General features: G+C 70.2%; 13 protein-coding genes. 8 read left to right on the top strand and 5 right to left on the bottom strand.

Annotation, left to right across the window (positions count from 1 at the left end; translation table 11 throughout):
• Positions 1 to 3: 3 nt before the first annotated feature.
• On the top strand, positions 4 to 1,473 hold the full coding sequence (gene der, locus OG844_RS07795; protein WP_406389083.1) for a ribosome biogenesis GTPase Der: 1,470 nt from the start codon (positions 4 to 6) through the stop codon (positions 1,471 to 1,473).
• 63 nt (positions 1,474 to 1,536) lie between these two features.
• On the opposite strand, the gene OG844_RS07790 is transcribed toward der, so the two are convergent.
• Positions 1,537 to 1,839 carry a hypothetical protein gene (locus OG844_RS07790; protein ID WP_406389081.1) on the bottom strand — a complete coding sequence of 101 codons (303 nt, stop codon included), beginning with the start codon at positions 1,837 to 1,839 and terminating at the stop codon, positions 1,537 to 1,539.
• A 137-nt stretch (positions 1,840 to 1,976) separates the two neighbouring features.
• A complete protein-coding gene (locus OG844_RS07785) occupies positions 1,977 to 2,759 on the bottom strand; it encodes a hypothetical protein (RefSeq protein ID WP_406389079.1) in 783 nt (260 codons plus the stop codon).
• A gap of 302 nt (positions 2,760 to 3,061) precedes the next feature.
• On the opposite strand from OG844_RS07785, the gene OG844_RS07780 reads away from it, so the two are divergent.
• Both OG844_RS07780 and OG844_RS07775 read left to right on the top strand, forming a co-directional pair.
• Entirely contained in the window at positions 3,062 to 4,345 is a 1,284-nt protein-coding gene (locus OG844_RS07780) for a glycosyltransferase (protein ID WP_406389078.1), read from the top strand.
• 407 nt (positions 4,346 to 4,752) lie between these two features.
• Positions 4,753 to 4,968, top strand: a complete 216-nt coding sequence (locus tag OG844_RS07775; RefSeq protein WP_406389076.1) for an I78 family peptidase inhibitor — start codon at positions 4,753 to 4,755, stop codon at positions 4,966 to 4,968.
• 85 nt (positions 4,969 to 5,053) lie between these two features.
• Here the strand turns inward: OG844_RS07775 and OG844_RS07770 are convergent, their stop codons facing one another.
• Positions 5,054 to 6,085, bottom strand: coding sequence for a phosphatase PAP2 family protein (locus OG844_RS07770; RefSeq protein ID WP_406389074.1), 1,032 nt, complete (start codon positions 6,083 to 6,085; stop codon positions 5,054 to 5,056).
• 500 nt (positions 6,086 to 6,585) lie between these two features.
• Here OG844_RS07770 and OG844_RS07765 point away from each other — a divergent pair, with 500 nt between their 5' ends.
• Together OG844_RS07765 and OG844_RS07760 are read left to right on the top strand one after the other, a co-directional pair.
• Complete coding sequence (locus OG844_RS07765) at positions 6,586 to 8,286, top strand: MFS transporter (RefSeq protein WP_406389072.1); 1,701 nt, start codon at positions 6,586 to 6,588, stop codon at positions 8,284 to 8,286.
• Between the two features lie 73 nt (positions 8,287 to 8,359).
• Positions 8,360 to 9,568 (top strand): acyl-CoA dehydrogenase family protein, encoded by a 1,209-nt coding sequence (locus tag OG844_RS07760; RefSeq protein ID WP_406389070.1) that lies wholly within the window; start codon positions 8,360 to 8,362, stop codon positions 9,566 to 9,568.
• Between the two features lie 41 nt (positions 9,569 to 9,609).
• Here OG844_RS07760 and OG844_RS07755 read toward each other — a convergent pair whose 3' ends face one another.
• Positions 9,610 to 10,050 carry a cell division protein SepF gene (locus tag OG844_RS07755; protein WP_406389068.1) on the bottom strand — a complete coding sequence of 147 codons (441 nt, stop codon included), beginning with the start codon at positions 10,048 to 10,050 and terminating at the stop codon, positions 9,610 to 9,612.
• Between the two features lie 308 nt (positions 10,051 to 10,358).
• On the opposite strand from OG844_RS07755, the gene OG844_RS07750 reads away from it, so the two are divergent.
• Positions 10,359 to 11,555 carry a DUF5685 family protein gene (locus OG844_RS07750; RefSeq protein WP_406389067.1) on the top strand — a complete coding sequence of 399 codons (1,197 nt, stop codon included), beginning with the start codon at positions 10,359 to 10,361 and terminating at the stop codon, positions 11,553 to 11,555.
• A 68-nt stretch (positions 11,556 to 11,623) separates the two neighbouring features.
• Here OG844_RS07750 and OG844_RS07745 read toward each other — a convergent pair whose 3' ends face one another.
• Positions 11,624 to 12,562 (bottom strand): ABC transporter substrate-binding protein, encoded by a 939-nt coding sequence (locus OG844_RS07745; protein ID WP_406389066.1) that lies wholly within the window; start codon positions 12,560 to 12,562, stop codon positions 11,624 to 11,626.
• Between the two features lie 449 nt (positions 12,563 to 13,011).
• Here OG844_RS07745 and OG844_RS07740 point away from each other — a divergent pair, with 449 nt between their 5' ends.
• Both OG844_RS07740 and OG844_RS07735 read left to right on the top strand, forming a co-directional pair.
• Positions 13,012 to 13,878: an amino acid ABC transporter permease gene (locus tag OG844_RS07740; protein WP_406389064.1), complete on the top strand. Its 867-nt coding sequence runs from the start codon at positions 13,012 to 13,014 to the stop codon at positions 13,876 to 13,878.
• The gene (locus OG844_RS07735; RefSeq protein WP_406389063.1) at positions 13,875 to 15,716 is read left to right on the top strand and encodes an FAD/NAD(P)-binding protein; all 1,842 of its coding nucleotides are present in this window, start codon (positions 13,875 to 13,877) and stop codon (positions 15,714 to 15,716) included. Before OG844_RS07740 ends, OG844_RS07735 begins: the two co-directional genes overlap by 4 nt.
• Positions 15,717 to 15,721 lie beyond the last annotated feature (5 nt).

Below are 15,721 nucleotides of genomic sequence, written 5' to 3'. Positions count from 1 at the left end.
TTCATGAACGACCAGATTCACTCCGACGGCTCGGACCACGAGCACGGAGCGCTTGGCGATGCCGAGTACGCGGAGTTCATGGAGCTCGCCGCGCAGGAGGGGTTCGACCCCGAAGAGGTCGAGGGCGCGATCGGTGAGGCCGGTCACGGCCCGCTTCCCGTCCTCGCCGTCGTCGGCCGTCCCAATGTCGGCAAGTCGACCTTGGTGAACCGCATCCTCGGCCGCCGCGAGGCCGTCGTGCAGGACAAGCCGGGCGTCACCCGCGACCGGGTGAACTACGAGGCCGAATGGGCCGGCCGCCGCTTCAGGCTCGTCGACACCGGCGGCTGGGAGCAGGACGTGCTGGGCCTCGACGCCTCCGTCGCCGCCCAGGCCGAGTACGCGATCTCGACGGCCGACGCGGTCGTCTTCGTCGTCGACGCGACGGTCGGCGCGACCGACACCGACGAGGCCGTCGTCAGGCTGCTGCGCAAGGCGAAGAAGCCTGTCGTCCTGTGCGCGAACAAGGTCGACGGACAGAGCGGCGAGGCGGACGCGACCGCGCTCTGGTCGCTCGGTCTCGGCCAGCCCCACCCGGTCTCCTCGCTGCACGGCCGCGGCACCGGCGACATGCTCGACGCCGTGCTGGAGGCGCTGCCCGAGGCGCCGGCCCAGACGTTCGGCACCGCCCTCGGAGGCCCGCGCCGCATCGCGCTCATCGGCCGCCCGAACGTCGGCAAGTCCTCGCTCCTGAACAAGGTCGCCAACGAGGACCGGGTCGTCGTCAACGAACTCGCCGGCACCACCCGTGACCCGGTCGACGAACTGATCGAGCTCGGCGGCATCACCTGGAAGTTCATCGACACGGCCGGCATCCGTCGCAAGGTCCACCTCCAGGAGGGCGCGGACTACTACGCCTCCCTGCGCACCGCGGCCGCCGTGGAGAAGTCCGAGGTCGCCGTCATCCTGATCGACTCGAGCGAGTCCATCAGCGTCCAGGACCAGCGGATCGTCACCATGGCCGTCGAGGCGGGCCGCGCGATCGTGCTCGCCTTCAACAAGTGGGACACCCTCGACGAGGAGCGTCGCTACTACCTCGAGCGCGAGATCGAGACGGAGCTCGCGCAGGTCGCCTGGGCTCCCCGCGTCAACGTCTCGGCCGTCACCGGCCGTCACATGGAGCGGCTGGTCCCGGCGATCGAGACCGCGATCGAGGGCTGGGAGACCCGTATCCCCACCGGTCGGCTGAACGCCTTCCTCGGTGAGATCGTCGCCTCCCACCCGCACCCGGTCCGCGGCGGCAAGCAGCCCCGCATCCTCTTCGGGACGCAGGCCGGCGTGAAGCCGCCGCGGTTCGTGCTCTTCGCCTCCGGCTTCCTGGAGCACGGCTACCGTCGCTTCGTCGAGCGCCGCCTGCGCGAGGAGTTCGGCTTCGAGGGGACTCCGCTCCACATCTCGGTCCGCGTGCGCGAGAAGCGCGGCCGCAAGAAGTAACGGCACGACGGAAAGCCCCGGACCGCTCGCACGGAGCGAGTGGTCCGGGGCTTCGTCGTGCCGTCAGGCGTCCGAGGACCCGGGCGGCAGCGCCGCGGGCCGGGCGTGCCCGGCATGTCGTCCGACCCGCTGCCAGGATCCGAGGTTCCCGGTGTGGGCGCTCTGGCTGCCCTGCCCGTTCGCCGCGCGGCCGCCCAGCGGCGCACGACTGCCGAACATCCCGGTGCCGAACGTTCTGAAGCCGAGATTCTCCTCACCGTTCCGGTCCCCAGGCAGCGCCCGGAACGACCGCCGGTACTCGGAGTACAGCGCGTCGTAGATCGGGGTGGGGGACTTGCCGTCCGAGGGTTCCTGCGACGGGCGCATGGCAGGGATCGGGGTCTGCTGCTGGCGCGGAGGGTCGTATGAGTGCACGTAGGTGCCAACGACCTCACCGCCCGTCGGATGCGGGCCCGGCGGAGAAAACGCTGTTCGGCGGGTGTGGGAAGGCAGCACGGACACGGTCAGGTTCCGGCCAGCGGCATCGACGCGGCGACCAGGAGCCCGTTGACCGCGGCCTTGTCCAGCGCGTCGCGGAGCAGGTCCTCGCGCGGCTGCTGGCCGATCGAGCCCGCCGGGGCGGCGAAGACGAGCACGGTCTGCGACTTGTTCACCGCAGCCCGCCAGCCCTCGGTGACCTGGAGCGGCTGATGGGCCTGCCACCAGGCGACCGGGTTGCCGCCTCCGGCGCCCGGCTGCAGCACTGCGTGCAGCTGCCCCATGGCGAGGAGGACCGACCAGCCGGGGAGCACGGCCGGCAGACGGTTCAGATCGGGCGTGTGCAGGAAACCCTGTTCCTGCAGCAGCTGGAGGAACTGGTCGCCCGCGAGGCCGTCCGTGCCCGGCCGGGCGATCGGGCCGGTCGGTTCGACGACCAGGGCCGGGCGGAGATCATCCTCGATGAGGACGAGACCGCTGGTGATGCCGAGGACGGCCTGCTGGGGCATGAGGCTCTCCGCGTTCTGTGGCTCGCTGCCGGTGATGGATCGCACGGCGCCCTGCAGCTGGTTCTCGGTGACCTGGACGACCTGCGACGGGATGCAGGTCGCGTGGGCGAACGCGAGCACGGCGGTCTCCTCGCCGATGAACAGCACCGTGCTGGTGCGCTCCTGGTCGGAGTCGCCGGGAGTGCGGCAGGAGGTGCAGTCGTAACTGCCTGGGGCGTTGTCGCCGACGAGCAGCCGGTCGGCTTCGGCGTCGCCGATCTCGGCGCGTACGTCCTCGCTGACGTCGAGCATGCGCGGCACGGGTGGCTCCTCGAACTCGGTGCGTGGGCCGGGCGGTTCCCGGCTCATGAAGAGACAACGGGCGATCCGGGGCCGGGGTCACGCGCGAATCGTGAGGAGAAAAGCGGGAGAGTCGGCAGGCCGATACATCGACAGATCGGGAAACTGATGCGGAGTCGGGTATTCCGCGGATGAATCCTCCATGCACGGGCGTTCGTTCGAATTGTTACGACTCTGTACGACTCCTGTGCGAACCCTGGGACCGTTCCTGACGCCGCGTAATGTCCGTTGCAGACCAGTCGACCAGGGGAAACGACTACGTAATGCACCTTTCATTTCTGCTCCACAACGCGTACGGCATCGGGGGAACGATCCGTACCACCTTCACGCTCGCGCAGACCTTGGCCGAGCAGCACGACGTCGACATCGTGTCGGTCTTCCGGCACCGTGACGAACCCGCGCTGGGTGCGCCCGGCGGCGTACGGATGAGCCACCTCGTCGATCTGCGCAAGGCGAGTCCGTACTACGAGGGCGGCGACGGTGAGCATGCCAGGCCTGCCGCGGTGTTCCCGCGCGGCGACACCAGGCACCGGCAGTACAGCAGGCTCACCGACACCCGGATCGCGGCGCATCTGGGCGCGCTCGAAGCGGATGTCGTCATCGGTACGCGCCCCGGCCTCAACGTCCACATCAGCGCACAGGCGCGGCGCGGGCCCGTGCGCATCGGCCAGGAGCACCTCACCCTCGACAGCCACAGCTACCGGCTGCGGCGGGAGATAAGCCACCGGTACGGACTGCTCGACGCGGTCACCACCGTCACCCGGGCGGACGCCCGCGACTACCGGAACAGACTGCGGCTGCCCGGCGTACGGATCGAGTCCATCCCGAACAGCGTGCCGGAGCCCGCGGGCCCGCCCGCGGAGTCCGACGCCAAGTGGGTCATCGCGGCGGGCCGGCTGCACCGGGTCAAGCGGTACGACTTACTGGTGCGCGCCTTCGCCGAGGTGGCGGCTGCCCGCCCCGGCTGGCGACTGCGGATCTACGGAGGTGGCGACGCGACCGGCAACGAGCAGAAGACACTGCGCGGACTCATCGACGCACTCGGCCTCCAGGACCGGGTGCGCCTCATGGGCTCGGTCCATCCGATGGAGGCGGAGTGGCCCAAGGGCTCCATCGCCGCTGTCACCTCGGAGCGCGAGTCGTTCGGCATGACCATCGTCGAGGCGATGCGCTGCGGACTGCCGGTCGTCGCCACCGACTGCCCGCACGGTCCGGCCGAGATCATCGACGACGGCACGGACGGGCGGCTCGTGCCGGTGGGTGACACCGACGCGTTCGCGCGGGCCCTTCTCGCCCTGATCGACGACGACGAGCTGAGGCGTCGGATGGGACGCGCCGCGCGGGCCTCCTCCGCGCGGTTCGACCCGGCACCGATCGCGGAACGGCACGAGAAGCTCTTCACCGAGCTGGTCGCGCAAGGTCCGCGGGGCCGTTCCCGGAGCGCACTGCGCACCGTGCTCCACCGCTCCAGGGGCACTGTCCTGGACGGGGCGTACGCGCTGCGCTACAAGGCGGCCGACGCGGTGCGCAAGGGGCGTGCCGGGTGAGCTCTGGCCACGACATCCCGGATCGTTTCATTCCGGATAGTGCGGACGGACGGACGGGGCCCGGGTGAGGGGCACTGCGGGGATCGCGGTTTCATAAGACCCGCATAAGGCCGCGCACATTCAGGGTGGCGAAACTGTTTACGCCCGCCTTCGTGAGCCGGGGGGAATGCGGACCTCGTGCCGTATCTCTCCCGCAATTCCCTTCGTGGGCACCGGATAGTCATTCTCCGGACAGTCCGCATTCTTACTGTGTGCGCCCGGATGGCTCGTTCGGGTGAAGCGGTTCGAAGTAAACGGGTGTGGGGATCCTGTGACACAAGCGTGACCGGTGAGGTACGTGGGGATGCATCGCCGCTTGTTACCGCCCAGGCTTCCGTCACGGTGCGGTGCCGCCTACGGTGAGAGGTATGGCACCTATACCGACCCCTCCCGCCCAGCCGGACGACACCCCCCAGTCGTACGTCGGCCTCGACGCCGAAACCGCCGAACGGCAGGCCAGAGCGCGTGGCTGGAGCACGGTGAGGGCTCTTGCGCCCGGCACCTTCATCACCATGGAGTTCGTCGGCGGGCGGATCAACTTCGAGGTCGACGCCTCCACCGTGACCCGCTGCTGGGTGGGCTGAACCCCCTCCGTACGAGTGAAGGCCCCGACCGGAGTCGGGGCCTTCACTCATGCAGGGAAGCGGCTGTGCTTACCGTCCGGGCAGCTCAGGGGGCGACCGATCCGCCCGTCACCGGGTGGGCCGGAGTCGTGCCGCCCCGGGGGGTGCGGTCCGCGTGCGGCGGGCGCCGCGAGCCGGCCGGGGTGATCGGCGTCCGTTCCGAGCGGGCCCCGTGCGCGGGGTGGGCCCTCGCCCGGGTGCCCGTGCCGGTATGGCCACCGGCCGTCGGTGCGTCCGGCGCGGAGTCACGGCTTTCGGCCCGCTCGGTGCCGAGCGTGCTCAGCGACTGGGGCAGGAGCACCGGCGCGGGGCCGTCCGCGGCCACCGGGGCGGCGGCCTGCGCCCTGCGCCGAGCGCGCCACTGCTCGCGCACGGACAGGATCCAGACCTCCGTACGGGTGATCAGCGGCTCGAACCAGGGCAGGGCCAGCAGGATCAGCAGACCGGCGGCCCAGCCCAGCAGGACGTCGCTGAGCCAGTGCGTGCCGATGTAGACGGTGGTCAGCCCCACGCCCAGCGAGACGAACGCGGACAGGGCCGACAGGTAGCGCCTGGCGCGCGGCGTGGTGGCCAGATAGGCAAGGATTCCCCAGGTCACCACGGCGTTGGCGGTGTGTCCCGAAGGAAATATATCGCCGCCCGCGAAGAGCTCCGCGGAGCCGATCTGGGTGGCGTAGTGCGGGCCGAGCCGCCCCAGGCCGAGCTTGACCGCCCCGACCGTCACGTTGAGCAGCAGCAGCGAGGCACCCAGCGTGAGCAGGGGGCGCAGCGTGTGCTGGCGCCAGGAGCGCCAGCCGAGCCAGGAGGCGACCATCACGGCCGTCGGGCCACGCTGGCCGAGCACGACGTAGTAGTCGAGGAAGGCATGGAGTCCGGGCCACTGCTGGTAAGGCCGGAACAGCATGACCTTCCAGTCGAGAGCCACCAGCCAGGACGAGACCAGCACGGCAACGACGATGGCGAGATAGAACGCCAAAGTCCCGCCGAAGAGAGCGATGCGGTGACGACTCATCCGCGGGATCTCTATCTTCGGCGGTTCCGGCTCCCGGTCCAGCCGGGCAAAGATGTCGGTACGCACGCAAAGGACGTTACAGCGAGTGAGTGTGCGATCCGGTCGATCCCGGCTCTTTGTGATGACGATGTGATGTGGACTTTGTCTCAGACCGGTATCCATTACGGGTGCCGCGAAGAATCCGATCCGCCGTGCGGCCTATTCGCTCCGATGGCAATTCGTGGGAATGTTTGATCATCGACGTAATGGTGTGACGCATCTTTCGTATGTATTCACCCGGCCATTCGGAGGAGACGCGATGCGGCGCCCGGAGCGCCGCCCCGGGAGCCCTCCGGGCCGCCCCCACACCGGTGCGGGGGGCCTCGGATACGGCCCCGCCGATGGGTCGGAAGTGGCGTACGACACACTCGGGGCCGGGCGAAGGTATGAGCTGGACCACGTGTGACCACGTGGAACTCGCGTACGCTGACGGCTCACTCGCCCGTCGATGCCGGACCTGAGGGACGCCGAAAGCCGGGGCCCCGGTAGGTCTGCCGAGCGCGAGGGACTCATTGGGAGGTACGTATATGAGCGGGACGTCCACGGCTGTGACCCGGCTGCGCGCAGCAGCCGGCGGTGCCAACCGCTGGGTCGTCCTGGTCGTCCTCTGCCTCAGTCTGCTGCTGGTCGCGCTCGACGCGACCGTGCTGCACGTCGCCGTCCCCGCCGTCACCGAGGACCTGCGGCCCAGCGCCGTCGGCCTGCTGTGGATCGTGGACGCCTATCCGCTGGTCTGTGCCTCGCTGCTGATCCTCTTCGGCACGCTCGGTGACCGGATCGGCAGACGGCGTGTCCTGCTGTTCGGCTACGCGCTCTTCGGGATCGCCTCCGCGCTGGCGGCGGCAGCCGATACTCCCGCCCTGCTGATAGCTGCCCGTGCCCTGCTCGGTGTCGGCGGCGCGATGATCATGCCCGCGACGCTGTCGATACTGCGCCAGGTCTTCCCCGACCGGCGCGAGCGCGCCCTGGCCATCGGCATATGGACCGCGGTCGCCGCCGTGGGCGCCGCCGCCGGACCGGTCATCGGCGGATTCCTCGTCGAGCACTACTGGTGGGGTTCGGTCTTCCTCATCAACATCCCGCTCATGGCCATGATCCTTCCGCTCGGACGCTTCCTGCTGCCCGAGTCCCGCGGCACCGGAGACGGCCCCTGGGACGTGGTCGGCGCCCTGGTGGCCGCGGCAGGCGTGCTCGGAGTCGTCCTCGGGGTCAAGCGGATGGGTGGTGGAGGGCTGGACCTCGCCGGTGTCGCCCCGCTGCTCGCGGGAGCCGCGCTGCTGGTGTTCTTCGTGCGCAGACAGAAACGCCGTACGCATCCGCTGATCGACATCGCGATGTTCTCCCGGCCCGCCTTCACCACCGCCGTCGGCTGCATCGTCCTCGCGATGCTGGCCCTGGTCGGACTGGAGCTGATCGCCGTCCAGTACCTCCAGCTGGTGCTGGACCTCAGCCCACTGGAAACCGGTCTGCGGCTCCTCCCGCTGACCTTCGCCGCGATGGCGGCCGGCGCCACCGGTTCGTACACCCTGAGCCGGATCGGCCCCCGCCGCATGGTTGGCTGGGGCTTCGTCCTCACGGCGGCCTCGGTGCTCCTGCTGACCCTGATGGGGCAGCACGACCGGCCGGTGCTGCTCACCGCGGGCTTCGTGCTGCTGGGCTTCGGGCTGCAGTCCACGCTCTTCGGGGCGTACGAATCGATGCTGAGCGAGGCGCCCGCCGAACGCGCCGGCGGCGCGGCGGCGATCGGCGAGACCTCGTACCAGCTGGGCGCCGGACTGGGTATCGCCCTGCTCGGCAGTGTCATGAACGCGGCCTACGCGCCCGGACTGGCACGGCTCCACGAGGAGGGTGTGCCCGCCGCGGCCGGCTCGGCCGCCTCGAACTCGCTCGGCGAGGCGTACCAGGTGGCGGGCCGGCTGGGCGGACCGATGGGTGATCTGCTCCGGAACACGGCCCGGCACGCGTTCGTCCAGGGTCTGCATGTCACCCTGCTGGTCAGCGCCGGACTGCTGCTGCTCGGGGCACTGGCGGCGCTGCGGCTGCCGAAGGTCATGGACTGTGCTCCGGCCAGGGAGACCTGCCGACCGCGCGCGGCCGAACAGGCGGCCTCGGGGCAACGCTCCGAGCCGCGTGCACTGCCGGTGCAGAAGCGGCCGGGCCGCCGGCTCGCACTGCCCGCGCGGCGCGAACCCGCCGAGGCCACGGGCTCTGGACGGGCGCCGCGCTGAGCCGTAACGTCGGCACGACGCCATAACTATCACTGCTAGTTTTAGTACCGTGCGAGCCGCCGGAGGCACTTCCATGTCCGTCAAGCCGTCGAAACTCCCGCCGTTCGACCCGGCCGACCCCATCGGCATCGACGATCTCCTCGAGCCGGAGGACCTCGCGATCCGCGACACCGTGCGCACCTGGGCCACCGACCGCGTCCTGCCGCACATCGCCGAGTGGTACGAGAACGGCGAGCTCCCCGGAATCCGCGAGCTGGCCCGCGAACTCGGCTCCCTCGGCGCCCTGGGCATGTCCCTGCAGGGATACGGCTGTGCCGGCGCCACCGCGGTCCAGTACGGCCTGGCCTGTCTGGAGCTGGAGGCGGCCGACTCCGGCATCCGCTCCCTCGTCTCCGTCCAGGGCTCTCTCGCCATGTACGCGATCCACCGCTTCGGCTCCGAGGAGCAGAAGCAGCAGTGGCTGCCCGGCATGGCGGCCGGCGAGATCATCGGCTGCTTCGGCCTCACCGAGCCGGACCACGGTTCGGACCCGGCCGGGATGCGGACGTACGCCGAGCGTGACGGCGACGACTGGATCCTCACCGGCCGCAAGATGTGGATCACCAACGGATCGGTCGCCGGGGTCGCCGTCGTCTGGGCGCAGACCGACGGGGCCGACGGCGGCTCCGGCATCCGCGGCTTCGTCGTGCCCACGGACAGCCCGGGATTCTCCGCGCCGGAGATCCGGCACAAGTGGTCACTGCGTGCCTCGGTCACCAGCGAGCTCGTCCTCGACGGGGTGCGGCTGCCCGCCGATGCCGTACTTCCCGGCGTCACCGGTCTGCGCGGCCCGCTCAGCTGTCTCAGCCATGCCCGTTACGGCATCGTCTGGGGGGCCATGGGCGCGGCGCGCGCCAGCTTCGAGTCGGCCGTGGACTACGCGAAGACCCGGGAGCAGTTCGGCAAGCCGATCGGCGGCTTCCAGCTGACCCAGGCCAAGCTCGCCGACATGGCCGTCGAACTGCACAAGGGAATCCTGCTCGCCCACCACCTGGGCCGGCGGATGGACGCGGGCAGGCTCCGTCCCGAGCAGGTCAGTTTCGGCAAGCTCAACAACGTGCGGGAAGCCATCGAGATCTGCCGCACCTCGCGCACGATTCTCGGCGCGAACGGGATCTCGCTGGAGTACCCGGTGATGCGGCACGCCACGAATCTGGAGTCGGTGCTCACCTACGAGGGCACCGTGGAGATGCACCAGCTGGTGCTGGGCAAGGCGCTCACCGGTCTGGACGCCTTCCGGTAGAAGGCGGACGGTGAACCGGATCTGTCCGGCGAGCGCCCTGCTCAGCTCTGGTTGAAGAAGCCGTCGGCCTTCCGGCCGGCGGCTTCGCCGGTCACCACCTGGGTGTCGGCGGGGGTCAGGAGGAAGACCCGTGTGGCCACGCGCTCGATCGAGCCGCGCAGCCCGAACGTCAGACCTGCGGCGAAGTCCACGACGCGCTTGGCGTCGGCGGGGTCCATGGCCGTGAGGTTGACGATCACCGGTACACCGTCCCGGAAGAGCTCGCCGATGCCGCGCGCGTCCCGGAAGCTGTCCGGGGTGACGGTGGCGATCCGGCGGCCTCTGTCCTCGGCCGTCTCGACAGCCACCTGCACGCGGGGGTCGGTCGTCCAGGCCTGGTTCGTGCCGGTCTCAGCATCCTCGGAGTACTCGTCGTCGTAGTACCGCTCGTCGTTGTCCTCTACGAGGCCCAGCCAGGCACTCGCCTTGCGCACCGATCCCATGGACGCCTCCTCTCACCGCGGTTCCTTGCTGTCCGCATCTCTTTCCTGTCCCCATCGTCGTCCATGATGCGGATACTGCGCCAAGGGGATAGTCGGCGCGCAGGGGATTCGTGACGGTACTGGTGCAGAAGATGTGGCGTTTCGTCAAGGTTCCTCCTGTGTAGGGCCGCTCACGGAAAGAAAATACGATCCTCCGGTCCGTACGGGTGACATGGGGGACGTACGGGTGAACGGGTCACTCGATACGATGCACGCCGCGCATGTGCACGAGCGCGGCACATCAGGTGAACGGCTCCCGGGGGATCGTCGTGTTCGGAATAGTGAGGCCCTGTACCCATCGGCTCTCCGAGAGGCTCAAGACGGAGTGGATGGCCCATCTCTGCGGGCTGTGTCTCGCCCTTCGCGCGGACCACGGCCAGTTCGCCCGGATCGTCACCAACTACGACGGCCTGATCGTCTCGGTCCTGACGGAGGCTCAGAGCGAACGGGTCACGGGACAGCGGCGCACCGCGGGCCCCTGCCCGTTGCGCTCGATGCGGACGGCTCCGGTCGCCCACGGTGAAGGGGCCAGACTCGCCGCCGCCGTCTCGCTCGTGCTGGCGTCGGCGAAGGTGCGCGACCACGTGGCCGACAGGGACGGGCTGTTGAAGCGGCGTCCGGTCGCCGCCGCGGCGCGCCGGGTGGCCGCAGGCTGGGACAGGGCCGGCGCGCGGACCGGCGCCGAGCTCGGATTCGACACGGCGGTACTGGTCGACGCCGTCGACCGGCAGACCGGGATCGAATCACTCGCCGGACCGGGTACACCCCTGCTGACGGTCACCGAACCCACCGAGACGGCGACGGCCGCGGCCTTCGCGCACACCGCCGTACTCGCGGGCAAGCCGCAGAACGCCGCGCCGCTCGCCGAGGCCGGGCGGCTCTTCGGACGGCTGGCCCACCTGCTGGACGCCGTGGAGGACCAGGAAACTGACGCGGCGTCGGGTGCCTGGAACCCGCTCACCGCCACCGGCACGCCGCTCTCCGAGGCCCGGCGGCTGTGCGACGACGCACTCCACGGGGTGCGCCTCGCGATGCGCGACGCGGAGTTCACCGACGGCAAGCTGGCGCATGTGCTGCTGGTGCACGAGCTGCGGCGCTCGGTGGACCGGGCCTTCGGCTCGGCGTCCTGCTCGCATCAGCCGGACCTGCCGTCGGGATCCTTCGGCCCGGCACCCGGCAACCCGTACGCGCCGACACCCGGTGGTCCGTACGGCCCGCCGCTCCCGCCCGAGCCGCCCCGCAACCGGCGCGGTCTGATCGCCGGCTGCCTGGTCTGGGCGGGACTCGCCTGCACCTGCCAGATGTGCTGCGGAAGCTTCCACGACCCCTGGTCGGGGCAGGAACGCGAAGGCCTCTGCCAGAAGTGCGACTGCAGTGACTGCTGCGACGCCTGCGACTGCTGCAGCAACTGCTGCAGCTGCGGCGGGGAGGACGGCGGCTGCTGCGACTGCGGGTGCGACTGCTGAACCGGCCGGTCGGGCCGCCGCACCCGGGCAACGCGGGGGGCGGTCGTACGTGAGGCGGTCGCCCGCCCTCACCCGATCTCGGGCGGCGAGATCTGCGACGCCTCGATCGCCGAACCCTTCGTGCCCCACTTCTGCAGGATGCGGTCGTAGGTCCCGTCCGTCTTGAGGCCGTTGACCGCCGCCTGGAAGGCGGGCGCGAGCGGGGTGCCCTTCTTGAAGGCGAAGCCGACATCGAGCCGCTTGAACTCGCTCAGGAAGCGCAGCCCCTTCTGCTGGGTCACGGCGTAGCGCAGCCCGTTGATCGTCGACATGACGACATCGCTGCGGCCCTGCTGGAGCGAGATCCAGACGGCGGCCTGGTCGGCGTACGTCTTCACGTCGTACGCCTCCTTGCCCGCGTCGGCGCACACGTGCTTGTTCTCCTCCAGCGTCGCCTCGAACGTGGTCCCGGCGCTGGTGCCCACGGTCAGGCCGCAGAGCTGGGTGAGGTCGGTGACGTCCTTCAGCTTGCTGTCGTCGCGGACGGCGAAGCCCTGGCCGTCGTTGATGTACGTCACGAAGTCGATCGTCTTCAGGCGCTCGTCGGTCACCCCGAAGTTGCCGGTGCCCAGGTCGTACTTCCCGCTGCCGAGCGCCGGGAGGATCGCCTCGAAGGAGGCGACCTCACGCTTCAGTTCCAGTCCGAGGGCCTTGGCCGCCGCGTCCGCGAACTCTATGTCCGCGCCGCTCAGGGTCTTGCCGTCCTCCAGGTAGAACGCTCCGGGCGGGGTGCCGACGCCGGAGGCGATGGTGAGGGTGCCCGAGTCGCGTACATCGGCGGGCAGCAGCTTCGCCGCAGCCTCGTTCTTCTTCACCGACGAGACGACATCGACCGTGGAGAACTTCCCCTTGCCCGCGGGGCCGGTGCCGGCCGAGGAGGCCGCCGGGTCACCCGATCCGCAGGCGGTGAGCGTGAGTGCGGCAACGGTGATCAGGGCGAAGGCAGCGGTGTGCCGGGTTCGGGGCATGACGGAAACTCTCCGGGTTCGTCGACCGCGCTCCGGTGCGTGGGCGCACGGAGCCACGGGGCGGGAGATCAGCTGTACGAGGGGAGGGTGGAGCGGCGTCGTGTACGGGAAGGCACGTGGAAGATCAGCTCGAGCGCCGGCAGGGGCGCGAGCGGGGAACAGCGGAAAAGCAGGGGGGTCAGCTCAACAGGAAGAGGACCACACGCGACCGAAGTCGATGTGGGAGCGGGTGACCAGCCACTGCTGCGAATACATGGCCCAAGTGGAGCAGGCATCCGGTTGCACGTCAACTGGCCTGAGACGTAAGGCTCACAGTGTGGACAAGCTTGACAACCGGCCCCGGACAGCGGTTGTCTCGGAACCGGACCGGCGCTGAGGGGCCCGGTCCACGTTGTGTTTCTGCTGAAGGCACATCCCGTGTTCGATCTCTGCATCCACGGAGCCTTCGCATGTCTGCGCAGACAGATACCCTCCCGCCACCGCTTCCGGCCCCGCCCGCACAGCACGACGAAGCCTCCGCCCCACGCATCGTCCCGGTACGACGAACAGGGCAGTGGGCAGCGGCCGTTGCCGTCCTGCTGCTTCTCGCGGGGGCCTTGAGCTCGGTCATCCGCAACGACGCGTTCCAGTGGGACGTCGTCGGCGACTACCTCACCACCGCCTCCGTACTGCGCGGCCTCGGGCTCACCCTGTGGCTCACCGCCCTCGTGATGGTGCTCGGCTTCGCCCTCGGGACGCTCCTCGCCGTGCTCAGGCTCTCCGGCAACCGTGTGCTGCAGGCCGTCAGCTGGGGATACATCTGGCTGTTCAGGTCCACCCCGATCCTGGTCCAGCTGCTCTTCTGGTTCAACATCGGCGCGCTGTACCCGGAGGTCCTCGGCGTCAGCACGGTGAACATCCTCGGCCCCCTCGCCGTGGCCGTCATCGGACTCACCCTCCACGAGGCCGCGTACGCCGCCGAAGTGGTCCGCGGCGGCATCCTCTCCGTCGAGCGCGGACAGCTGGAGGCCGCCCAGTCGCTCGGCCTCGGACCCTGGCGCCGGCTCCGGCGGATCGTGCTGCCGCAGGCCATGCGCTCCATCGTCCCGCCCGCCGGGAACATGCTGATCGGCACGCTCAAGGGCACCTCGATCGTCAGCATCATCGCCGTGCAGGACCTGCTCTACTCGGTGCAGCTCGTCTACCACCGCACGTACGAAGTCATCCCGCTGCTGCTGGTCGCCACCCTCTGGTACATCGCCGTCACCTCCCTCCTGTCCCTCGGGCAGTACTACGTCGAACGCCACTACGCGCGCGGCACGGCAGACGCCCGATGAGCGGCGTACCGACCCTGGTCATCATCGGCGGCGGACCCCGCGGCACCGGCGTCATCGAACGCATCGCCGCCAACGCGGAGGACCTGTACGAGGGCCTGCGCCTGGACGTCCACCTCGTCGACCCGTATCCGCCCGGCGGCGGCCGGATCTGGCGGCAGGAACAGTCCCCGCTGCTCTGGATGAACTCCATGGCCGAGGACGTCACCATGTTCACCGACGACACGGTGCAGCAGGACGGCCCCGTACGCCCCGGCCCCGCCCTGCACACCTGGGCCGCCGACATCCGCGAGGGGCGGACCACGACCGGCGCCGCCCCCGCGATACTGGAGGAGATACGAGGGCTCGGCGCCCAGGACTTCCCGAGCCGCCGACTGCAGAGCGCCTATCTGCGCTGGGTGTACGAGCAGGCGCTCGCCTCACTCCCGCCGGGCATCACCGTCCACGAACACCTGGGCCGCGCACGGCAGATCACCGGTCCCCGCGACGGCCGGCAGCGCGTCTGGCTCGACGGGCGCACCGAGCCCGTCGTCGCCGACCTCGTCGTCCTCACCGTCGGTCACCTCGACGCCGAACTCGACCCCGCACAGCGGGAACTGGGCGACTTCGCGGCACGGCACGGGCTGGTCCACCTGCCACCCGACTTCACCGCCGACACCGACCTGACGGCCCTGACCGCGGGCGAGCCGGTCATCGTCCGCGGCTTCGGGCTCGCCTTCATCGATCTCATGGTCCTGCTCACCGAGGGCCGGGGCGGACGGTACGAGAACGGCGTCTACGTCGCCTCGGGCCAGGAACCCGTCCTGTACGTCGGATCGCGGCGCGGCGTTCCGTACCACTCGAAGATCGGCTACCCCTGGACGGGTGAACGGCCGCCCCTGCCGCGGCACTTCGGACCCGACCGGGTGGAGGAACTGCTGAGCGGCCCCGGCCCCGTGGACTTCCGGCGCGAACTGTGGCCGCTGGTCGGCAAGGAGCTCGGCCACGCCCACTACCACCGGCTCTTCACCACCCACCCCGAGCGCACCACCGTCGAATGGGGCGACTTCGAGGAGAAGTACGCCGTCGCGGAGCCCGGCAGCGCCGAACTGCGGGCCCTCGTCTCCTCGGCCGTACCCGACCCCGCCGACCGGCTCGACCTGGAGGCGCTCGACCACCCGCTGGACGGGGTGCGCCACGCCTCGTACGACACCCTGCAGGACGGGCTGCGCGACTACATCACCGCCGACCTGGCACGCCGCCACGACCCGGCCAACAGTTCCGATCTCGCGGTCTTCCTCGGACTGCTGTCCGTCTACGGGCAGCTGATCCACTTCGGCGACATCGGCGAGAAGTGGCACAGCTTCTTCAGCTACCTCGCCTCCGGACCACCCGGCCCCCGGCTGCGCCAGCTCCTCGCCCTGTCCCGCGCCGGAGTCGTCCGCTTCCTCGGAGCCGGGCTCACCGTCGAGGCCGACGAGGAGCGGGGAGTCTTCAGGGCCTCCGGCACGACCGTGCCCGGAGAGTTCACCGAGGCGCGGGCACTGGTCGAGGCCAGACTCCCCGACCCGTCCCTGCACCGCACCCGCAGCCGGCTGCTGCGCGGACTGTACGAGGACGGGGCCGCCGGCACCGACACGGGACTGCTCTCCGTGGACGCCCGCGACAGCCGGATCCTGGGCGTCGACGGCCGGCCGCACCCGCGCCGCTTCGCCCTCGGCCCGTACACCACCGCACGGTCGAGCGGCGCCTTCACCAGGCCGCGCACCGGCGGCCCCGCGTTCCGGCAGAACGACGCCACCGCCCGCACGGCGCTCGCGTTCCTGCGCGACCTCTCCTGTCGTGACCGCCGCACCGCGTGAGTGCG

The sequence above is a fragment of the Streptomyces sp. NBC_00887 genome (genome assembly GCF_045207585.1).
Note: the sequence above shows the minus strand (reverse complement) of the source record. Positions and strands in the feature narration are given on the sequence as shown.